The 20,864-nt window shown below is 68.4% G+C and carries 21 protein-coding genes; 6 read left to right on the forward strand and 15 right to left on the reverse strand.

From position 1 onward, the window contains the following. Window positions 1–334 (forward strand): histidine phosphatase family protein (locus AP428_RS00715; protein WP_197285580.1); only part of this gene is annotated, 334 nt, incomplete at its 5' end. Between the two features lie 61 nt (window positions 335–395). Here the strand turns inward: AP428_RS00715 and AP428_RS00720 are convergent. The 10 genes from AP428_RS00720 to AP428_RS00765 all read right to left on the reverse strand — a co-directional run bounded on the left by AP428_RS00720 (window position 396) and on the right by AP428_RS00765 (window position 10,966). Then, window positions 396–1,523: a ParB/Srx family N-terminal domain-containing protein gene (locus tag AP428_RS00720; RefSeq protein WP_054927367.1), complete on the reverse strand. Its 1,128-nt coding sequence runs from the start codon at window positions 1,521–1,523 to the stop codon at window positions 396–398. Between the two features lie 154 nt (window positions 1,524–1,677). Further along, complete coding sequence (locus AP428_RS00725; RefSeq protein WP_054927363.1) at window positions 1,678–2,631, reverse strand: oxygenase MpaB family protein; 954 nt, start codon at window positions 2,629–2,631, stop codon at window positions 1,678–1,680. Between the two features lie 23 nt (window positions 2,632–2,654). Next, entirely contained in the window at window positions 2,655–3,725 is a 1,071-nt protein-coding gene (gene ruvB, locus AP428_RS00730) for a Holliday junction branch migration DNA helicase RuvB (RefSeq protein ID WP_006476896.1), read from the reverse strand. A gap of 108 nt (window positions 3,726–3,833) precedes the next feature. Further along, the gene (ruvA, locus tag AP428_RS00735) at window positions 3,834–4,415 is read right to left on the reverse strand and encodes a Holliday junction branch migration protein RuvA (protein WP_006401679.1); all 582 of its coding nucleotides are present in this window, start codon (window positions 4,413–4,415) and stop codon (window positions 3,834–3,836) included. Window positions 4,416–4,613: 198 nt separating this feature from the next. Beyond that, entirely contained in the window at window positions 4,614–5,156 is a 543-nt protein-coding gene (gene ruvC, locus AP428_RS00740; protein WP_027813218.1) for a crossover junction endodeoxyribonuclease RuvC, read from the reverse strand. Between the two features lie 154 nt (window positions 5,157–5,310). Further along, window positions 5,311–6,876 carry a bifunctional phosphoribosylaminoimidazolecarboxamide formyltransferase/IMP cyclohydrolase gene (purH, locus tag AP428_RS00745; protein WP_011694149.1) on the reverse strand — a complete coding sequence of 522 codons (1,566 nt, stop codon included), beginning with the start codon at window positions 6,874–6,876 and terminating at the stop codon, window positions 5,311–5,313. Between the two features lie 44 nt (window positions 6,877–6,920). Further along, window positions 6,921–7,154 carry a Fis family transcriptional regulator gene (locus tag AP428_RS00750; RefSeq protein ID WP_006476892.1) on the reverse strand — a complete coding sequence of 78 codons (234 nt, stop codon included), beginning with the start codon at window positions 7,152–7,154 and terminating at the stop codon, window positions 6,921–6,923. After that, window positions 7,151–8,218, reverse strand: coding sequence for a tRNA dihydrouridine synthase DusB (gene dusB, locus AP428_RS00755; RefSeq protein ID WP_006476891.1), 1,068 nt, complete (start codon window positions 8,216–8,218; stop codon window positions 7,151–7,153). The genes AP428_RS00750 and dusB overlap by 4 nt, the downstream gene beginning before the upstream one ends. A 137-nt stretch (window positions 8,219–8,355) precedes the next feature. Next, window positions 8,356–9,543, reverse strand: coding sequence for a UbiH/UbiF/VisC/COQ6 family ubiquinone biosynthesis hydroxylase (locus tag AP428_RS00760; RefSeq protein WP_054927364.1), 1,188 nt, complete (start codon window positions 9,541–9,543; stop codon window positions 8,356–8,358). A 37-nt stretch (window positions 9,544–9,580) separates the two neighbouring features. Then, the gene (locus tag AP428_RS00765; RefSeq protein WP_054927365.1) at window positions 9,581–10,966 is read right to left on the reverse strand and encodes an aminopeptidase P N-terminal domain-containing protein; all 1,386 of its coding nucleotides are present in this window, start codon (window positions 10,964–10,966) and stop codon (window positions 9,581–9,583) included. A gap of 187 nt (window positions 10,967–11,153) precedes the next feature. Here AP428_RS00765 and AP428_RS00770 point away from each other — a divergent pair, with 187 nt between their 5' ends. Continuing rightward, window positions 11,154–11,768, forward strand: coding sequence for a glutathione S-transferase family protein (locus AP428_RS00770; RefSeq protein ID WP_027813221.1), 615 nt, complete (start codon window positions 11,154–11,156; stop codon window positions 11,766–11,768). Between the two features lie 109 nt (window positions 11,769–11,877). Here the strand turns inward: AP428_RS00770 and AP428_RS00775 are convergent, their stop codons facing one another. From AP428_RS00775 to AP428_RS00785, 3 genes are all read right to left on the reverse strand, one after another. Continuing rightward, the gene (locus AP428_RS00775; protein ID WP_012327911.1) at window positions 11,878–13,497 is read right to left on the reverse strand and encodes an FMN-binding glutamate synthase family protein; all 1,620 of its coding nucleotides are present in this window, start codon (window positions 13,495–13,497) and stop codon (window positions 11,878–11,880) included. A gap of 118 nt (window positions 13,498–13,615) precedes the next feature. Continuing rightward, window positions 13,616–14,773, reverse strand: coding sequence for a tRNA 2-thiouridine(34) synthase MnmA (gene mnmA, locus AP428_RS00780; protein ID WP_054927366.1), 1,158 nt, complete (start codon window positions 14,771–14,773; stop codon window positions 13,616–13,618). Next, complete coding sequence (locus tag AP428_RS00785; RefSeq protein ID WP_053524363.1) at window positions 14,770–15,279, reverse strand: NUDIX hydrolase; 510 nt, start codon at window positions 15,277–15,279, stop codon at window positions 14,770–14,772. The genes mnmA and AP428_RS00785 overlap by 4 nt, the downstream gene beginning before the upstream one ends. 278 nt (window positions 15,280–15,557) lie before the next feature. Between AP428_RS00785 and AP428_RS00790 the strand changes: the two genes are divergently transcribed. Genes AP428_RS00790 through AP428_RS00800 form a run of 3 tightly spaced genes read left to right on the forward strand, consistent with a single transcriptional unit; the run spans window position 15,558 to window position 18,486 of the window. Further along, the gene (locus AP428_RS00790; RefSeq protein WP_011544606.1) at window positions 15,558–16,697 is read left to right on the forward strand and encodes a Re/Si-specific NAD(P)(+) transhydrogenase subunit alpha; all 1,140 of its coding nucleotides are present in this window, start codon (window positions 15,558–15,560) and stop codon (window positions 16,695–16,697) included. A gap of 11 nt (window positions 16,698–16,708) precedes the next feature. Beyond that, window positions 16,709–17,035, forward strand: a complete 327-nt coding sequence (locus tag AP428_RS00795; protein ID WP_011544607.1) for an NAD(P) transhydrogenase subunit alpha — start codon at window positions 16,709–16,711, stop codon at window positions 17,033–17,035. Further along, window positions 17,032–18,486 (forward strand): NAD(P)(+) transhydrogenase (Re/Si-specific) subunit beta, encoded by a 1,455-nt coding sequence (locus AP428_RS00800; RefSeq protein WP_006483443.1) that lies wholly within the window; start codon window positions 17,032–17,034, stop codon window positions 18,484–18,486. The genes AP428_RS00795 and AP428_RS00800 overlap by 4 nt, the downstream gene beginning before the upstream one ends. Before the next feature lie 93 nt (window positions 18,487–18,579). Here AP428_RS00800 and AP428_RS00805 read toward each other — a convergent pair whose 3' ends face one another. Further along, window positions 18,580–19,500 carry a LysR family transcriptional regulator gene (locus tag AP428_RS00805; RefSeq protein WP_053526783.1) on the reverse strand — a complete coding sequence of 307 codons (921 nt, stop codon included), beginning with the start codon at window positions 19,498–19,500 and terminating at the stop codon, window positions 18,580–18,582. Window positions 19,501–19,589: 89 nt separating this feature from the next. Here AP428_RS00805 and AP428_RS00810 point away from each other — a divergent pair, with 89 nt between their 5' ends. Further along, window positions 19,590–20,513, forward strand: a complete 924-nt coding sequence (locus AP428_RS00810) for a carbon-nitrogen hydrolase family protein (protein WP_006476882.1) — start codon at window positions 19,590–19,592, stop codon at window positions 20,511–20,513. 78 nt (window positions 20,514–20,591) lie between these two features. Here AP428_RS00810 and AP428_RS00815 read toward each other — a convergent pair. Continuing rightward, window positions 20,592–20,864 (reverse strand): YafY family protein (locus AP428_RS00815; protein ID WP_156349285.1); only part of this gene is annotated, 273 nt, incomplete at its 5' end.

A 20,864-nucleotide genomic window follows, 5' to 3' on the forward strand; every position in this document is an offset into this window, starting at 1 on the left:
TGCGGCGTGGCAGACGCGCGACCCGGGCTTCGCGCCGGAGGGTGGCGAGTCGCAGCGTGAGTTCTATCACCGCGTGCTGCATGCGCTCGAACCGATCGTCGCCGCGCATCCGGGCGGCCGGATCGCGTGCGTCGCGCACGGCGGCGTGCTCGATTGTGTGTATCGCTTCGCGAACGGGATCGAGCTGTCGGCGCCGCGCAGCTATCAACTGCTCAACACCAGCATCAACGTCGTCGATTACGTGGATGGCCGCGCGCAGGTCGTGCGGTGGGCCGACGTGTCGCATCTCGAAGCCGCGAGCGACGATGACGACGGGTACCGTAGGGTGCTCTGAGCACGCCAGCCCCGTCCGGCATGGTGGCCGGCCCGGGGTTCGCCTTCTTGCTGCGTGACGCTTACTGCGGCAGCGCGTGGCGCGTCTTGTAGTCGAGCGCGTACGCGATCTTGCCGGGCTTGTCGGCCGTGATCGGCTGGCGCAGCTTGTCGAATTCCCCCTTGTTGTATTTCTTCCCGCCGTTGATCGTATCGGCGCGCCCGAGGTCGGCGCCCGTCTTGCCGTCGATCACGGGGTCGGTGGCCGCGACCATCCGCGTCGACGCATTCCAGACCGCATTCAGGTAGCCCGTGTCGGCCTTCGCCGGGTCGGGATCGGTCGTGCCGCCGCGCGTGAGGTCGTAGTTCGCCAGCGCGAACGTGCCGGGCTGCGCGCGCAGCCAGTCGGCCCAGTAGAACTCGAGGTAGTCGGTCGCTTGTGCGGGCTTGCTGTAGCCGATGTCGCGCGTGAAATAGACGAGCGAGCGGTAGCGGTCGTTCGTCATCCCGAGTTTCAGGCCGAGGCCGCTCGGCAGTTGCGCGGTCGTGATCGGCTGGGCTTCGCCGTTCTTCAGGCGGAGATAGCCGCGGCTTTGCATCTGTTGCCAGAACGCGTCGCCCGAGTAGTCGCTGAGGTTGTCTTTGACGACGACGTGCACGTGCAGCGACGGGCCGCCGTCGGGCGTCTCGTAATAGGTCGACAGGCCGTGGTGGCCGTCGGTCAGGTACAGCGCATCGCCGTTCGGGCCGATCACGACGGGGTTCAGCACCGAGCGGTCGCGGGCGTTCGCGTCGGTCGTCGCGCACGTGTAGCTGGCCGGTTCGCGCAGCGACGATCGGGCCGTGTAGCCGCTCGATGCGACGCCGCCGAGGCCTTCGTCCGCGCAGAAGTCGTCGAACTTCTTGTCGGGCTGCAGTTCGTAGCGGCCGAGCTTGTAGTAGATCTGGTCGTAGCCGATCGCACCCTGCGTCGGATGGAGATCGCCGAGCGTCACGTCGATCAGGTCGCCGGCGCGCGCGGCTTTCCATTTGCCCGGTTGCGGCGGGGTGGTGGCGGGCGGCGTCGGAGCCGGCGTCGTCGTCGTGCCGCCGGACGGCGGTTGCGCGTCCGTGCGCGCAACGGCGGTGACATCATCGCCTCCGCACGCGGCGAGGGCGACGACGGTGGACAGGCTGGCGGCAAGGGCGAAACGGATCGGCAGGCGTGACATCGCGGGCATCGGGCGTCGGTAGCGGGTGGGCGGGACTCCGCGCGGGCCACGGGCGTGCGTGACGGGCAGGGCGTGCGACCGTGCGCGGGGGGAAGCCCGTCAGCTTGTCACAGGTATTTGACGGTAAATTGAAATGATCCGAAGAAGCGGATCGTCAGGCAGGCGGAGTGCCGTCGGACGGGGCAGCCGTCGCGCGGCGGCGCGCACGCTTCGACGCGCCGTTGACGAGCGCCCAGCGCAGCACGGGGGCGACGGCGCGGATGCCGGGCCGGACCACCGCGCGCCGCAACGGCGCGAACGTCGACACGCCGAGCATGCGCTGCGCCCACGGCGGCAGCAGGTCGATCCCGGCATGCATCACCAGCGACGCGGCAGGCCGCAGCGCGGGCCTCGCGACGGGCACGTTCAGCAGAATGGACATCACGTCGAAGGTACGCGGCCCGGCTTCGAGCTCGGGCAGCATGCGCGCGAGATAGGCCGCTACCTCGGCGCGCGAACGCGGCACCTCGTGCGCGCCGAGCAGCTCGGCGATCAGTGCAGTTTCCGCGTAATAGCGGTCCTGCAACTCGCCGGACAGCGCCGGATTCACGTAACGCAGATGCGCGGCAAGGAAGCTCGACACTTCCGCGACATGCACCCAGGTGAGCAACGCGGGATCGTCGGCGCGGTACGGCCGCCCGTCCGGCGCGTTGCCCGAGACGTGCGCATGGATCGCTTTCACGCGTTCGATCAGCGCGAGCGCGTCCGCGCGGCTGCCGAACGTCGTTCCCGTGATGAACGTGGCGGTGCGCCGCAAGCGGCCGAAGATGTCGGTGCGGAACGACGAATGATCCCACACGCCCGCGAGTGCGAGCGGGTGGAGCGCCTGCAGCAGCAGCGCGGCGATGCCGCCCGTCATCATCGACGTGAAATCGGCATGCACGCGCCAGCAGACGGCGTCGGGGCCGAACAGCCCTGGGTCGCCAGGCGGAGAGGAGAGATCGATCGACGGGCCGCCGCCGCCGGCCGTCAGGTGCGTGATGCCGGCCACGAGCCGCTTGCGGATCGGCTCGGCCCAGCGCGGGCCCCGCGCGGGTGCGGTGGGGTGGCGGCTGGGCGGTGTCGTCATGGCGGGTGCGGCTCGGCGGCGGATTACTTGCCGTCGGGGGTATCCCACTCGTCGCGTTCGGTGCGGCGCGCATCGGGCACCGACAGCCCGAAGTGGCGATACGTGAGCAGCGTCGCGACGCGCCCGCGTGGCGTACGCTGCAGGAAGCCCTGCTGGATCAGGTACGGTTCGAGCACGTCCTCGATCGTGTCGCGCTCCTCACCGATCGCCGCCGCGAGGTTGTCGATGCCGACCGGGCCGCCATCGAACTTGTACAGGATCGCTTCGAGCAGCTTGCGGTCCATCAGGTCGAAGCCGACCGGATCGACGTCGAGCATCGCGAGCGCGGCGTCGGCAACGGCCGCGGTGATCTGGCCGTCGGCCTTCACTTCCGCGAAGTCGCGCACGCGGCGCAGCAGCCGGTTCGCGATCCGCGGCGTGCCGCGCGCGCGCTTCGCGATTTCCAGCGCGCCGTTCGGATCGATCTGCGCATTCAGCAGCGACGCCGAGCGGCGCACGATGCGCGACAGTTGTTCGGCGTCGTAGAACTCGAGGCGCGCGACGATCCCGAAACGATCGCGCAGCGGGTTGGTCAGCATCCCCGCGCGGGTGGTCGCGCCGACCAGCGTGAACGGCTGCAGGTCGAGCTTCACGCTGCGCGCGGCCGGGCCTTCGCCGATCATGATGTCGATCTGGTAATCCTCGAGCGCCGGATACAGGATTTCCTCGACGACCGGCGACAGCCGGTGGATCTCGTCGATGAACAGCACGTCGTTCGCTTCGAGGTTCGTCAGCAGCGCGGCGAGATCGCCCGCGCGCTCGAGCACGGGGCCCGACGTCTGACGCAGGTTCACACCCATCTCGCGCGCGATGATGTGTGCGAGCGTCGTCTTGCCGAGACCCGGCGGCCCGAACAGCAGCACGTGATCGAGCGGCTCGGAGCGGCGCTTCGCGGCTTCGATGAAGATCTCGAGCTGGCCGCGCACCTTTTCCTGGCCGACGTAGTCGTCGAGCTGGCGCGGCCGCAACGCACGTTCGAACACCTCCTCGTGCGACGAGGCGGGCGTGGCGGCGATGATCCGCTGCTCGGTGGCGAGTTTGTCGGTTTCAATCATGCGGCCATTGTACCGCGCGGCGCAGGCGGGACCACCTGGCCGAACGGCCGACTGGCGAGCGCCGCGCGGCGGCGCGACACTGGCTTCGACGGCCGGATCGAACGTGCGTTACGCCTTCGACAGTGCCTTCAGCGCGAGCTTGATGCCTTCGGACACGCCGGTGCCGGCCGGCACGTTCTTGATCGCTGCGAGGCCTTCCTTTTCGGAGTAGCCGAGCGCGAGCAGCGCGTTGAGGATGTCGGTCGCGTGGTCGGACGCCGACGCGGCGCCGGCGAGCGCGCCGAGGTCGGCGCCGAGCTTGCCCTTCAGTTCGAGCAGCAGGCGCTCGGCGGTCTTCTTGCCGATGCCGGGCAGGCGCGTGAGGCGGGCGGCGTCCTGCATCGTCACGGCCTGCGCGAGCTCCTGCACGCTCATGCCGGACAGCACGGCGAGCGCCATGCGCGCGCCGATGCCGGTGATCTTCAGCAGCTCGCGGAAGGTCGTGCGCTCCTGCGGCGTCAGGAAGCCGTACAGCAGGTGCGCGTCCTCGCGGACGATCTGCTGCGTGAGCAGCACGACGCGCTCGCCCGTTTGCGGCAGGTTGTAGAAGGTGCTCATCGGCACGTCGATTTCGTAGCCGACGCCGTTGCAGTCGACGAGCAGATGAGGCGGGTTCTTTTCGAGCAGGATGCCGGCGATGCGACCGATCATGGAGGACGGGGTGCGAGGAAGAAAGCGCGAGTGTAGCGCACGCGCGGCGCAATGCCGATGGGCGCGGCCGTCAGGCCGAAGCGGCGCGTGTCGCGGGTATGTCGGGTGGGGGTAAAGCGGGCAAGCGGCCAACCGGGTCCAGGCGGCCCACGCAGTGGAGCCGACGCGTCGGGCCACGGGCCGCGATGCGCAGCAGCGTCAGCCGACCAACCTGCCGCGCCGCACGCGCAGCCCTTTCTGCGCGAGCGCCGGCGCCAGGCCGCCCAGCGTGCTGAGCGTGTTGCCGCCGTGCGCGTGGCAGATCGCCATGCCGAGCGCGTCGGCTGCGTCGGAGCCCGGCTGGCCGGACAGGTTGAGCAGCCGCGTGACCATGTCCTGCATCTGCGTCTTGGTCGCGCGGCCGTAGCCGACCACGGCCTGCTTGAGCTGCAGCGCCGTGTATTCGGCGACCGGCAGCCCGCCCGCGACGAGGCCGCAGATCGCGGCGCCGCGCGCCTGGCCGAGCAGCAGCGTCGACTGCGGGTTCACGTTGACGAACACTTTTTCGATCGCGGCCTGATCGGGTGCGTGTTCGCGCACGATCGTCGAGACGCCCTGGAAGATCGTGCCGAGCCGGGTGGCCAGATCGGCCGTCGGTGTGCGGATCACGCCGCTCGTGACATAGGCGAGCCGGTGGCCGCTGACGTCGATGACGCCGAAGCCGGTGACGCGCAGGCCGGGGTCGATGCCGAGAATTCGCATGAGTGAGGAGAGTGGCGTGATGCAGCGATACTACAACGAATGGTGCGGCAAGCCGGTCGCCCGGTCGTGCGCGAAGGCGCCGCGCAATAAAAAACCCGGCGGGGGTGATGCCGCCGGGTTCCCGTGCAGCGGCCGCGCGGGCCGCATGCCGCGATCAGTGACGGAAGTGACGCACGCCCGTCAGGACCATCGCGATACCGTGCTCGTCGGCCGCCGCGATCACTTCGTCGTCGCGCATCGAGCCGCCCGGCTGGATCACGCAGGTCGCGCCGGCCGCCACGACGACGTCGAGGCCGTCGCGGAACGGGAAGAACGCATCCGACGCGACGGCCGAGCCGGCCAACGTCAGGCCCGCGTTCTGCGCCTTGATGCTCGCGATGCGCGCGGAATCGACGCGGCTCATCTGGCCGGCGCCGACGCCGAGCGTCATGCCGTTGCCGCAGAACACGATCGCGTTCGACTTCACGTACTTCGCGACGCGCCACGCGAACAGGAGGTCGTCCATTTCCTTCGCGGTCGGCTGGCGCTTCGTGACGACGCGCAGCTCGCTCGGCTGCACGTTGCGCGAATCGAGCGATTGCACGAGCAGGCCGCCGCCAACACGCTTCAGGTCGAATGCGTTGTGGCCGTCACCCAGTGCAATCTCGAGCAGGCGCACGTTCTGCTTCGCGGCGAACACCTGCTTCGCGGCGTCGGAGAACGACGGGGCGATCAGCACTTCGACGAACTGCTTCGCCACCGCCTGCGCGGCCGCTTCGTCGACTTCGCGGTTGAACGCGATGATGCCGCCGAATGCCGAGGTCGGGTCGGTCTGGAACGCCTTCGCATATGCGTCGGCCGAGTCGTTGCCCACCGCGACGCCACACGGGTTCGCATGCTTGATGATCACGCAGGCCGGCGCGTCGAACGTCTTCACACACTCCCACGCCGCGTCCGAATCCGCGATGTTGTTGTACGACAGTTCTTTGCCCTGCAGCTGGCGGTAGTTCGCCAGCGCGCCGGCCGGCGTCGCGAGGTCGCGGTAGAACGCGGCGCTCTGGTGCGGGTTCTCGCCGTAGCGCAGGTCCTGCACCTTGTCGAACGCCAGGTTCAGCGTGGCCGGGTACGTGCTGCGCGATGCGTGCTTCAGCTCGTCGGTCAGGCTCGTCAGGTAGTTCGTGATCGCGCCGTCGTATTGCGCGGTGTGCGCGAATACCTTCGTCGCGAGGCGGAAGTTGGTCGGGTAGCCGACCGTGTTGCCGTTCGCCTTCATTTCATCGAGCACGACCGCGTAGTCGGCCGGATCGACGACGACCGTCACGTCGCGGTGGTTCTTCGCGGCCGAGCGCAGCATCGTCGGGCCGCCGATGTCGATGTTCTCGATCGCATCGGCGAGCGTGCAGTCGTCCTTCGCGATCGTCGCGACGAACGGATACAGGTTCACGACGAGCAGGTCGATCGTCGGGATGCCGTGCTGTTCGAGCGCCTGCATGTGCTCGGGCAGGTCGCGGCGGGCGAGGATGCCGCCGTGCACCTTCGGGTGGAGCGTCTTCACGCGCCCATCGAGCATTTCCGGGAAGCCCGTGTAATCGGCCACTTCGGTCACGGGCAGGCCGGCGTCGGCGAGGAGTTTCGCGGTGCCGCCCGTCGACAGCAGCTTGACGCCGAGGTCGGACAGCGACTTCGCGAAGTCGACGATGCCGGTCTTGTCGGAAACGGAAATGAGCGCTTGCTTGATCATGATGGAACCACCAATAGCCAGGGAAACGGGGACGGGACGGCCGCCTACAGCAGGCCGTGCTGCTGCAGCTTCTTGCGCAGCGTATTGCGATTGATGCCGAGGTACTCGGCGGCGAGCGACTGGTTGCCGCCGGCCTGTACGAGCACGACCTCGAGCATCGGCTTTTCGACGCAGGACATCACCATTTCATAGACGTCGTGCGGATTGGAGCCGTCTAGATCCCGGAAATACACGTCCAGGCTCTCGCGGACACATTGTTCGATGTTGTGCTTGCTCATGCTGCTAACTGGTTATGGTCGTCCGACTCGCCCTGGCTGTTTTCCGCTTCGTCATCGACGTAGACGAGGTGGTCCGACAGCGCCTTTTGCGCCTCGAAGAATGCATTGACGGCGGCGAGCTGCTCGCGGGTGGAATCGAGCGTGTTCATTCGGTGCCGGAACCCGTTGGCACCGGAAAGGCCGCGAGTGTACCAGCCGATGTGCTTGCGCGCAGTACGCACACCGGTGAATTCGCCATAGAAAGCGTAGTGGTCTTCCAGGTGTTCGTTCATCACGTGCTGGATCTCGTCGATCCGCGGCGGGGGCAGCAGCTCGCCGGTTTGCAGGAAATGATCGATTTCGCGGAACAGCCACGGCCGGCCTTGCGCGGCACGACCGATCATCAGCGCGTCGGCGCCGGTTGCATCGAGCACGGCCTTCGCCTTGGCGGGCGACGTGATGTCGCCGTTCGCGACGACCGGAATCCGCACGGCCGCCTTCACGGCCGCGATGGTGTCGTACTCGGCGTCGCCGCGGTAGAGGTCGGCGCGCGTGCGGCCATGCACGGTGAGCATCGAGATGCCGGCCGCTTCGGCCAGGCGCGCGACCGTGATCGCGTTCTTGTGCTCGCGGTCCCAGCCGGTGCGGATCTTCAGCGTGACGGGCACCGCATCGGGCCCCGTGCCGACCGCCGCGACGACCGCCTCGACGATCCGCTGCACGAGCGGCTCGTTCTGCAGCAGCGCGGAGCCGGCCGCGACGTTGCAGACCTTCTTCGCCGGGCAGCCCATGTTGATGTCGATGATCTGCGCGCCGTTGTCGACGTTGTAGCGGGCCGCTTCGGCCATCATCGCCGGATCGGCGCCGGCGATCTGCACCGCGATCGGCTCGACTTCGCCTTCGTGGTTCGCGCGCCGCATCGTCTTCGCGCTCTTCCACAGCTGCGCGTTGGACGCGACCATCTCGGACACGGCGTAACCGGCCCCCAGCCGCTTGCACAGCTGGCGGAACGGACGATCCGTCACCCCGGCCATCGGGGCGACGAACAGGTTGTTACGCAATACGTGAGGGCCGATAACGGGCATCGCAATGGCGCCGCCCACGACAAGCGCGGGCAGGGGAAGGGAAGACGGAAAACGGGCATTTTACCGTATTCCCACGCCCCGCCGATTTGACCCGGTTTGCCTGGTTTGCCCGAAGAGGCCGTGCGGTGCGCCGCGTGTCAGTTGCGCTGGCCGAACATCATCTGGCGCGCGATCACCTTTTTAAGCGGCGGCACGAATTCGAGCGCGGTGAGCGCCGCGCCGCGCAGCAGCGGAAGCGGGCCCGCGTCGATCGTAAACAGGCGCGCGAGCGTGTCGGTCGCGCCGATCGTGAGGCGCCGGTCGAGCGCGCGGCGCGCGTTGAAGGTCGCGAGCGCGGTCGCTTCGAAGCCTTGTGCGGACAGCGTGTCGACGAGCGTGTGCGCGTCGCGCAGCCCGAGGTTGAGCCCCTGGCCGGCAACCGGGTGCAGCGTCTGCGCGGCATTGCCGACGATCGCGATGCGGCCGCTGACGAGCGTCTGCGCCGCGTTCAGGCCGAGCGGGAACGACGCGCGCCCGGTGATCGCGACGAATTCGCCCATGCGCTCGCCGAACACGCTGCCGAGCTCGCGCAGGAACGCGTCGTCGGGCAGCGCGGCCCGTCGCGCCGCTTCGTCGGGCGCACAGCACCAGACGAGCGAGTAGTCGGCCTGGCGCGGCCCGCCGAGCGGCAGCAGCGCGAGCGGGCCTTCGTGCGTGAAGCGTTCCCACGCGACGTTCGGGCGCGGCGCCGAGACCGTGACCGTGCCGACGAGCGCGGTCTGCCCGTAGTCGCGGCGATGCTTGCCTGCGTCGGCCTGCTGTTCGTGGAACAGCCCGCCTTCGGCATTGATGACGATGCGCGCGCGCAGCGTGCGCTCGCCTTGCGGGCCGTCGAGCGTCAGCGTGACGCCGTCGGCGTCCTGCCGCGGCGCGCGTGCGGTGGTCGACGTGAGCCAGTCGACCCGCGTGCCGCGCACGGCGCCCGCGAGCGCCTGCACGATCGAGCCGTAGCGCACGACGTAGCCGAGCGCGGCGAGCGCGTGTTCGTCGCGGTCGATCAGCGTGCGGCCGAAATGGCCGCGCTGCGATACGTGGATATGTTCGATCGGCGTGGCGTCGGCAGGCCACGCGAGCGTGTCGAGCAGCACGCGGCTGCCGTGCGATACGGCGATCGCGCGCGGGTCGTTCGCGCTCGCGGCCGGTTCGCGCGCATCGATCAGCGCGATCGATGCGTGCCGCGTCGCGCTGCGGCGCGCGAGCCAGCCGGCGAGCGCGAGCCCGACGGGGCCGGCGCCGACGATGGCGAGATCGTAATCCGGCGTGGCCGGGGAGGAAGCGGTCGTCATCTTGATTCGTGAAACGGAGGTAACGGTCGGCGGCCGGTCATGCGTCCGCGCGCATCAGCGCCTCGATCTCGTCGGCCGCGACCGGCACGCCGCGCGTGATCAGCTCGCAGCCGTGCTCGCGTACGATCGCATCGTCCTCGATGCGGATGCCGATGTTCCAGTACTCGGGCGGCACGTCGTCGGCCGCGCGCACGTACAGGCCGGGCTCGACGGTGAGCGTCATGCCGGGTTTCAGCGTGCGCCACGGCAGCGCGCCGTTGGCGTCGCGCGCGGCGAGCCGCTCGCGGTAGTCGCCGCAGTCGTGCACGTCCATCCCGAGCCAGTGGCCGGTGCGGTGCATGTAGAAGCGCGTGTACGCGCGCTCGGCGATCACGTCGTCGACGTTCGAGAAGCGCGTTTTCGGGATGATGCCGGTGTCGAGCAGCCCCTGCGCGAGCACGCGGACGGCCGCGTCGTGCGGCGCCTCGAACGGCACGCCCGCGCGTGTCGCATCGATCGCGGCCTGCTGCGCGGCGAGCACGATGTCGTACAGCGTGCGCTGCGCGGGCGAGAAGCGGCCGTTGGCCGGGAACGTGCGCGTGATGTCCGACGCATAGCCGTCGAGTTCGCACGCGGCGTCGATCAGGATCAGGTCGCCGTCCCGCGCGGCCGCGTTGCCGGCCGGGTAGTGCAGCACGCACGCATTCGCACCGGCCGCGACGATCGAACCGTACGCGGGCGCCTGCGCGCCGTGCTTGCGGAACAGGTACAGCAGCTCGGCTTCGAGCTCGTATTCGCGGATGCCCGGGCGGCACACCTGCATCGCGCGGCGGTGCGCGAGCGCGGAGATGTGCGCGGCGCGCATCATGATCGCGAGTTCGTGTTCGTCCTTCACGAGCCGCATGTCGTCGAGCAGCGGCGTGAGGTCGAGCAGCGCGTCCGGTGCGGCGACGCCCGCGCGTGCCTGCTGGCGCACCGCGTCGATCCAGCCGGCGAGCTGGCGCTCGAAGTCGGCCGATGCGCCGAACCGGTAGTGCACGGTGCCCGCATCGGCGAGCAGGCGCGGCATCTCGGTGTCGATCACGTCGGTCGCGAAGGCCGCGTCGAAGCCGAACGCGTCGCGCGCGGCGTCGGGCCCGTAGTGAAAGCCTTCCCAGATCTCGCGGTCGACGTTCCTGGCGCGGCAGAACAGGATCGATTCCGGCGCGCCGTGCGGCGCGGCCGCGTTCAGCACGAGCACGGCGTCCGGCTCGGTGAAGCCCGTCAGGTAATGGAAGTAGCTGTCGAACCGGTACGGGTAGGCCGTATCGCGGTTGCGCAGCATTTCCGGCGCGGTGGGGACGATGGCGACGCCGCCGCCCGCGGCACGCAGTGCGGCAAGCACGCGTTCACGGCGCTGGCGGTAGACGTCGACGGCGATGGCGGTATCGAGGGGCGCATTCATCGTGCGATTGTAGCGCCGCGCGACGCGGTGCGTGAGAGCAGGGCCCGAAGCCGCACCGGCCAAGGCCCGCGCGGCGGCTGTTGCAAACCATCCACAGGCCGGACGGGCGATTTTCTACCCGGCTGCACCGGCCGGTTATGATCGACGACAACGTATACTCTCGGCAGTTCCCTTGAAAAGGCAGATGATGAAATTAATCGGTTCGCTCAGCAGCCCGTACGTCCGAAAGGCGCGGATCGTGCTTGCTGAAAAGAAGATCGACTACAAGCTGGAGCTCGAGGACGTGTGGGCGCCGGAGACGGATATTCATGCATCGAATCCGCTCGGCAAGGTCCCGTGCCTCGTGATGGAGGATGGTGCCGCGGTGTTCGATTCCCGCGTGATCTGCGAATACGTCGATACGCTGTCGCCGGTCGGCAAGCTGATTCCGCCGTCGGGCCGCGAGCGCGTCGAAGTGCGCTGCTGGGAGGCACTGGGCGACGGCGTGCTCGACGCAGCCGTCGCGATCCGTCTCGAACACACGATGCGCGACGAAGCGCAGCGCAGTGCGAGCTGGATCGCGCGTCAGCAACGCAAGATCGACGACGCGCTCGTCGCGATGTCGCAGGGCCTCGGCGGCAAGGCGTGGTGCGTCGGCAATCATTACACGCTCGCCGACATCGCACTCGGCTGCGCGCTCGGCTACCTCGACTTCCGGATGCCCGAGCTCAACTGGCGCGATCGCCACCCGAACCTCGACAAGCACTTCGTGAAGCTGCTGCAGCGGCAATCGTTCGCCGATACGCTGCCGCCGCAGAGCTGAGCCGCGGCCCGGTCCTTACGCATTCGGCAGACGAAAGAAAAGCGCCCGCAGGGCGCTTTTCTTTTTGCGGCGCAGGCCGCCCGCCGCCGGAGCGGGCCGGCTGCCTGCATCAGTCGATCGACGCGTACACCGCTTCGCCGAGCGTGAACGAGTCGCTGCGCGCGATCGGCCACCACTTGTCGTACAGCGAGAAGCCGCAGGTCTGGCCGTCGAGCAGCGCACCGGGTTTCAGGTACTTCAGCAGTTGCGACATCAGCCTCACCTCGTGCGGCGCGACCCGCTGCACGATGTGATGCGCGCGCAACTCGGACGGATGGGCGAGGCCGGCCGCCTGCACGAGTTCCTGCAGCGCATGCAGCGTATTGCGGTGGAAGTTGTACACGCGCTCGGCCTTGTCGGGCACGACGAGCGCACGCTGGCGCACCGGGTCCTGTGTCGCGACGCCGGTCGGGCAGCGGTCGGTGTGGCAGTGCTGCGCCTGGATGCAGCCGACCGCGAACATGAAGCCGCGCGCCGAATTCACCCAGTCCGCGCCGATCGCGAGCGTGCGCGCGATGTCGAACGCGGTGATGATCTTGCCGCTCGCGCCGAGCTTCACGCGATCGCGCACGCCGATGCCGACGAGCGTGTTGTGCACGAGCAGCAGCCCTTCCTGCAGCGGCACGCCGACGTGGTCGGTGAATTCGAGCGGTGCCGCGCCGGTGCCGCCTTCCGCGCCGTCGACGACGATGAAGTCGGGCACGATGCCCGTCTCGAGCATCGCTTTCGCGATCCCGAAGAATTCCCACGGATGGCCGATGCACAGCTTGAAGCCGGTCGGCTTGCCGCCGGACAGCGTGCGCAGCCGCTCGACGAATTCGAGCAGCCCGCGCGGCGTCGAGAATTCCGAGTGCGTGGCGGGCGAGATGCAGTCCTTGCCCATCGGCACGCCGCGCGTCTCGGCGATTTCCGGCGTGATCTTCGCGGCCGGCAGCACGCCGCCGTGGCCGGGTTTCGCGCCCTGCGACAGCTTCACCTCGATCATCTTGACCTGCGGATCGGCGGCCTGCTTCGCGAACTTGTCGGGGTTGAACGTGCCGTCGTCGTTGCGGCAGCCGAAGTAGCCGGACGCGATTTCCCAGATGATGTCGCCGCCGTTCTCGCGGTGGTACTTCGACAGCGAGCCTTCGCCGGTGTCGTGCGCGAAGCCGCCTTTCTTCGCGCCGAGGTTCAGCGAGCGGATCGCGTTCGCGGACAGCGAGCCGAAGCTCATCGCCGAGATGTTGAAGATCGAAATGTCGTACGGTTGCGCGCGATTCGCGCCGACGCGGATGCGGAAATCGTGGTTCGGCAACTTCGTCGGCGCGAGCGAATGACTGATCCATTCGTGCGCGACGGCCTTCACGTTCAGCTCGGTGCCGTACGGGCGGTTGTCGGCGACGTTCTTCGCACGCTGGTAGACGAGGCTGCGCTGCGCACGCGAGAACGGCTTCTCGTCGGTATCGTCCTCGACGAAGTACTGACGGATTTCAGGTCGGATGAATTCGAACAGGAAGCGGAAGTGGCCCCAGAGCGGGTAGTTCCGCAGGATCGCGTGGCGGTCCTGGTTCAGGTCGTACAGGCCGAGCGCGACGAGGGCGATGGGGAGGATGATCCACAGCCACGAAAGCACGTGGATCGACGCGAGTGCGGCCGCGGCGATGAGCAGCAGGACAGCACACCACATCGCGAGGTAGCGTCTTGAAAGCATGGGGACTCCGTAAGAATCTTGAAATACCGCCATGCGTACGCTGCGCGGCGGCGCGCCGGCCGCGACGGAATCGTGTTCCGCCGGGCGCGACGTGCCGCAAGTCTAAACCGAATGGATGTCAGCGTGCTTCGGCGAGTGCCGGCGCGTGGCCCGCCGACGTGGCCTGACCGGGCTGGCCGGTGGCCGCGGATTCGATGATGCCGCCGCCGAGGCAGATCTCGCCGTCGTACAGCACGGCCGACTGGCCGGGCGTGACGGCCCACTGCGCATCGTCGAACGCGAGCGAGAAGCGCGCTTCGCCTGCCGGGCCGGTTGCCGCCGCGCCGAACACGCACGCCGCATCGGCCTGCCGGTAGCGCGTCTTCGCGCCGCACGCGAAGCCGTCCGCCGGCGGCTCGCCGGCGACCCAGCTCACGTTGCCGGCGACGAGCTCGCGCGACAGCAGCCATGGATGATCGTGGCCCTGCACGACGTACAGCGTGTTCGACGCGATGTCCTTCGCGGCGACGAACCACGGCTCGCCGCTGCCGCTCTTGCTGCCGCCGAGGCCGATGCCCTTGCGCTGGCCGAACGTGTAGAACGCGAGGCCGATGTGCTCGCCGACCACCTTGCCGTCGGGCGTCTTCATCGGGCCGGGTTTGGTCGGAAGATAGCGGTTCAGGAAATCGCGGAACGGCCGTTCGCCGATGAAGCAGATGCCGGTCGAATCCTTCTTCTTCGCGTTCGGCAGCCCGATCTGCGCGGCGATCTCGCGCACCTTCGTCTTCGGGATCTCGCCGAGCGGGAACATCGTCTTCGACAGTTGCGCCTGATTCAGCCGGTGCAGGAAGTACGACTGGTCTTTCGTATGATCGAAGGCCTTCAGCAGTTCGAAACGCCCGTCGCGTTCGCGCACGCGCGCATAGTGGCCGGTCGCGATCATTTCCGCGTCGAGCGACATCGCGTGGTCGAGGAACGCCTTGAACTTGATCTCGGCGTTGCACAGCACGTCCGGGTTCGGCGTGCGGCCGGCCGAGTATTCGCGCAGGAACTCGGCGAATACGCGGTCCTTGTATTCCGCGGCGAAGTTGACGGCTTCCACGTCGATGCCGATCAGGTCGGCCACCGACACGACGTCGATCCAGTCCTGGCGCGTCGAGCAGTACTCGCCGTCGTCGTCTTCCCAGTTCTTCATGAACAGGCCGACCACGTCGTAGCCCTGTTCCTTGAGCAGCCACGCGGTCACCGACGAATCGACGCCGCCCGACATGCCCACCACTACACGGCGCTTGCTCATTTGCTGACCGCCTGACGTTCGAATGCCTCGGGGCGCGGGGCGACCGAATGCGTGTGCACGAAATCGAGCGGAACGCGCCGCCCGGCGAGATAGTCGTCGACGCAGCGCATCACCGCGGGCGAACGATGGCGCTCGCTGCAGGCGCGCAGCTCGTCGGCCGTCATCCACAGCGTGCGCACGATGCCATCGTCGAGCACGTGGCCCGCGATCGGTTCGCCGGCCGTGCCGCAGAACGTGAAGCGCAGGTAGGTCGCGCCGGCGCTGCCGGGGCGGTCGTAGTGCGCGAGATAGACGCCGACGAGTGCGTCGGGCGTGAACGGGTGCGCGGTTTCCTCGAGCGTTTCGCGGATCACGGCGTCGGCCAGCGTTTCGCCGGCTTCCAGATGACCGGCCGGCTGGTTGATGCGCAGGCCCGTCGAGGTTTCTTCCTCGATCACGAGAAAGCGGCCGGCGCGCTCGACGAGCGCGGCGACCGTCACATGCGGGGTCCAGAGTTCGGGTTTCATGGTCGGCATTTTACCGGTTGCGCCCGAACGCTGCCGGCCGTCTGGTTAGACGAATCCGACCCTCGGAGTTCATCCGTCCGGGCGCGGCGCGACGGCACCGACCAAACGGATGTCGCATTCGAGCACGGTCGTGCGGAAAGTGCTGGCGGGGGCATCGCTTTCGGTTAAAGTGCAGCGTGAAAGCCGTTGCTCGTGAGCCGGTAAGTCAGCCTGTCCGGCTCGTTGCGCAGTAAAGAACGCAAGAAAAGAAATACTGACAATGACTGGAGGAACTGACGATGCATATTGGAGTGCCTGCTGAAACGCGGGCCAACGAGGCGCGCGTGGCCGCGACGCCGGAAACCGTGAAGAAATACGCGGCGGCCGGCCATCGGGTCAGTATCGCGAAAGGGGCCGGCAGCGCAGCCAGCTATCCCGATGAAGCCTATGTGGCCGCCGGCGCCGAATTGACCGACCAGTCGGCTGCTTTTGCCGCCGATCTCGTGCTGAAGGTCCAGGCGCCCACCGACGCTGAGCTGCCGTTGCTCAAGCGCGGCGCCGTGCTGGTCGGCATGCTCGAGCCGTTCAACGGCGAGCAGGCGGCGCAACTCGCCGCGGCCGGCGTGACCGGTTTCGCGCTCGAGGCCGCGCCGCGCACCACGCGTGCGCAGAGTCTCGACGTGCTGTCGTCGCAGGCGAACATCGCCGGCTACAAGGCCGTGCTGGTGGCCGCGTCGCTGTATCCGCGCTTCATGCCGATGCTGATGACGGCCGCGGGCACCGTGAAGGCGGCGCGCGTGCTGATTCTCGGCGCGGGCGTCGCGGGCCTGCAGGCGATCGCGACCGCGAAGCGGCTGGGCGCGGTGATCGAGGCGTCCGACGTGCGGCCGGCGGTGAAGGAGCAGATCGAGTCGCTCGGCGCGAAATTCCTCGACGTGCCGTTCGAAACCGACGAAGAGCGCGAAGCCGCGCAGGGCGTCGGCGGCTATGCGCGCCCGATGCCGCCGTCGTGGCTCGGCCGCCAGGCCGCGCTCGTGCACGAACGCGCGAAGCAGGCCGACATCGTGATCACCACCGCGCTGATTCCCGGCCGCCCGGCGCCGACGCTGATCTCGGTCGACACCGCGCAGTCGATGAAGCCCGGCTCGGTGCTCGTCGATCTCGCGGCCGGCCGCGGCCCGGAAATCGACGGCCGCAAGGGCGGCAACTGCCCGCTGACCGTCGCCGATCAGGTGATCGTGCACAACGGCGTGACGATTGCCGGCTACACGAACCTCGCGTCGATGGTCGCGTCGGACGCGTCGGCACTGTACGCACGCAACCTGCTCGACTTCCTGAAGCTGATCGTCACGAAGGAAGGCACGCTGAACATCGACCTGACCGACGACATCGTCGCCGCGACGCTGCTGTGCCGCGACGGTGAAGTGACGCGCAAATAACGGAGGAGACCATGGAAGTCATCAATCACACGGTGATCAACGTGATCATCTTCGTGCTGGCGGTGTACGTCGGCTACCACGTCGTCTGGAACGTCACGCCGGCGCTGCATACGCCGCTGATGGCCGTGACCAACGCGATCTCGGCGATCGTGATCGTCGGCGCGATGCTCGCGGCGGCGCTCACCGTCGGCGCGACCGGCAAGTTCTTCGGCACGCTCGCGGTCGCGCTCGCGGCCGTCAACGTGTTCGGCGGCTTTCTCGTGACGAGGCGCATGCTCGAGATGTTCCGCAAGAAGGAGCCCAAGCGTATCGAGGGCAGCAAGGAGGGTGCGCGATGAGCATGAACGTCGTTACGCTGCTGTACCTCGTCGCGTCGGTGTGCTTCATCCAGGCGCTGAAGGGGCTGTCGAACCCGAAGAGCGCGCGCCGCGGCAACCTGTTCGGGATGGTCGGGATGGCCATCGCGATCCTCACGACGATCGCGCTGATCGTCAAGCAGGCCGCGTGGCTCGGCGCGAACCTGCCGCTCGGCCTCGCGCTCGTGCTCGGCGCGCTGATCGTCGGCGGAGGTGTCGGGGCATTCGTCGCCGCGCGCGTCGAGATGACGAAGATGCCGGAACTCGTCGCGGCGATGCACTCGTTGATCGGTCTCGCGGCCGTGTGCATCGCGTATGCGGTCGTGTCGGAGCCGGAAGCGTTCGGGCTCGTGCCGCAGGACGCGGTCTCGTCGAGCTTCATCCCGTACGGCAACCGCGTCGAGCTGTTCATCGGCACGTTCGTCGGCGCGATCACGTTCTCCGGGTCGGTGATCGCGTTCGGCAAGCTGTCGGGCAAGTACAAGTTCCGGCTGTTCCAGGGCGCGCCGGTCGTGTATGCCGGCCAGCACCTGATCAACCTGATGCTCGCGATCGCGATGCTCGGCTTCGGCATCCTGTTCTTCATCACGCAGGCGTGGCTGCCGTTCATCATCATGACGGCGATCGCGTTCGTGCTCGGCGTGCTGATCATCATCCCGATCGGCGGCGCGGACATGCCGGTGGTCGTGTCGATGCTGAACTCGTACTCGGGCTGGGCCGCGGCCGGCATCGGCTTCTCGCTGAACAACGCGATGCTGATCATCGCCGGCTCGCTGGTCGGCTCGTCGGGTGCGATCCTGTCGTACATCATGTGCCACGCGATGAACCGCTCGTTCTTCAACGTGATCCTCGGCGGGTTCGGCGGCGAAGCGGCGGCCGGCGGCGCGGCGGGCGCGCAGGAGCAGCGGCCGGTGAAGTCGGGCTCGGCCGATGACGCGGCGTTCATGCTCGGCAACGCGGAATCGGTCGTGATCGTGCCGGGTTACGGGCTCGCCGTCGCCCGCGCGCAGCACGCGCTGAAGGAGCTGACCGACAAGCTGGTCGAGAAGGGCATCGACGTGAAGTACGCGATCCACCCGGTCGCGGGGCGGATGCCGGGGCACATGAACGTGCTGCTCGCGGAAGCGGAAGTGCCGTACGAGATCGTGCACGAGATGGAGGACATCAACGGCGAATTCGGCCAGGTGGACGTGGTGCTCGTGCTCGGCGCGAACGACGTCGTGAACCCGGCCGCGAAGAACGATCCGAAATCGCCGATCGCGGGGATGCCGATCATCGAGGCGTACAAGGCGCGCACGGTGATCGTCAACAAGCGCTCGATGGCGGCCGGCTACGCGGGCCTCGACAACGACCTGTTCTACATGGACAAGACGATGATGGTGTTCGGCGATGCGAAGAAGGTCATCGAGGACATGGTGAAGGCCGTCGAGTAACGCATGCCCTCGGCTACGCGGCGCCCGCTTCGATGCGCGGGCGCCGTGCCTCCGGACAGGCCCGACCGGTACAAGAAGCCGGCCGGGCCTTTTTCATGGGGCGACGAGGCGTGCGACGCAGGCGGCGATCGCGTCGCGTACGCGCACGATCGCCGGATCGCGCTGCGTGCTCGTGCGCCAGCCGATTTCGACCGGATAGCGCGGCAGGTCGACCGGGCACGCGAGCGCACGCAGCGAGGTCGCCTGCGCGATCGCATGCGCCGCGTGCGCGGGAATCGTCGCGACCGCGTCGGAGCCGGCGAGCAGGTACGGCAGCGCGGCGAAATGCGTGGTCGATGCCGCGACGCGCCGTTTGTGGCCGAGCGCGGCCAGCGCCTCGTCGACGATCCCGATCACGCCGCCCGACGACACGAGCAGATGGTCGCGCCGCAGGAACTCGGCGAGCGTCAGCGTGCGCGGCGCCCGCGCGCGGCCGGCCGGATCGATCAGGCACGCATAGCCGCCGGTCGCGACCGCGCGCCGGCTGAGCCCGTTCGCCGAGAACCCGCCCGACGCGATCGCGAGGTCGATGCCGTGACGCAGCAGCGCGTCGCCGGCGATGCCGCTGTGGGTCTGCCGGAAGATCAGCCGGATGCCGGCGGCTTCGTGCGCGACCGCGTCGATCAACGCACGGCCGAGCGCGATCTCGAAATCGTCGGACAGCCCGATCGAGATCGTGCGGCCGACGCGGTCGCCACCGTCGGCCGCGATCGCGAGGCTTTCGCGGCAGCGGTCGAGCGCATCGGACAGGATCGGCTTCAGTTCGTCCGCGCGCGGCGTCGGCGCGAGCCCGCGGCCGGTGCGCACGAACAGCGGATCGGCATAGATCACGCGCAGCCGCCCGAGCGCCGCGCTGACCGCCGACTGCGTGAGGTCGAGCCGCAGCGCCGCGCGGCTCGCGCCGCCTTCCTCGTACAGCGCCTCGAACACCTTCAGCAGGTTCAGGTCGAGGCCGGCGATATCATCTACATTCATGTCAGTTATCGTTGTATCGATTTGATCGATGAAATGATATCGACAAAGATGGCGTCATCCCACTCACCGCATTCACCGGAGACGCCTTCATGTCCACCTCAGTCATCGCCGCGCTGCAGATCGGCGCGTCGCCCGCCGGCACGCGCGCCACGCTCGACACGATCCTCGGCTACGAAACCGCGATCCGCGACAGCGGCGCGTCGCTGGTCGTGCTGCCCGAGGCCGTGCTCGGCGGCTATCCGAAAGGCGAGATCTTCGGCACGCGGCTTGGCTACCGGCTGCCCGAGGGGCGCGACGCGTATGCGCGCTACGCCGCGCAGGCGATCGACGTGCCGGGGCCGGAAACCGACGAGCTGGCCGCGCTGTCGCAGCGCACCGGCGCGAGCCTCGTGGTCGGCGTGATCGAGCGCGGCGGCAGCACGCTGTACTGCACGGCGCTGTTCTTCGATCCGCGCGACGGGCTCGTCGCGAAGCACCGCAAGCTGATGCCGACCGGCACCGAGCGGCTGATCTGGGGGCAGGGCGACGGCTCGACGCTGCCGGTCGTCGACACGGCCGCAGGCCGCGCGGGCGCCGCGATCTGCTGGGAGAACCACATGCCGCTGCTGCGCTGCGCGATGTACGCGAAAGGTGTTCAGATCTGGTGTGCGCCGACCGTCGACGAGCGCGACGTGTGGCAGAGCTCGATGCGGCACATCGCGCACGAAGGGCGCTGCTTCGTCGTGAGCGCGTGCCAGGTGCAGCCGTCGCCGCGCGCGCTCGGCATCGATGTGCCGGGCTGGGACCCCGAGCGGCCGCTGATCCGCGGCGGCAGCGTGATCGTCGGGCCGCTCGGCGAACTGCTGGCGGAGCCGCTGATCGGCGAGGCCGGGCTCGTGACCGCGCGGATCGACACCGACGAGCTCGTGAAGGCGCGCTACGACTTCGACGTCGTCGGCCACTATGCGCGTGCGGACGTGTTTTCGCTGCACGTCGACGAGCGGCCGAAGCGGCCGGTGGTGTTCGGTGGGTGACGAAAGTGGGGCCGGGCGCCACATGGCGCCCGGAAAATGAAGGGCGGCGCGTGTCCGCCGCCTTGCCACGTCAGCGCGTCAGCGCATGGGCGCTTCCGCGATCCGCATGTAGTCGGCGATCCGCCGGCCTTCCATGTCCGGAAACTGCTCGTGCACGGTGATGTCGCCCATCCGCGCGATGTCGAAGGTGCGGAAATCGCCGCGCAGCTCGCACCACGCGCCGATCGTCCAGCGCCCGCCCCAGTAGACGAGCCCGAGTGGCCAGACGCGGCGCTGCGAATGCGCGCCGAGCCGGTCGCGGTAGTCGAAGCTGACGATGTGGCGCGTGTCGATCGCCTGGTGGATCGCGTC

This window comes from Burkholderia sp. E168m22 (assembly GCF_001319805.1).
GTDB lineage: Bacteria > Pseudomonadota > Gammaproteobacteria > Burkholderiales > Burkholderiaceae > Burkholderia > Burkholderia orbicola.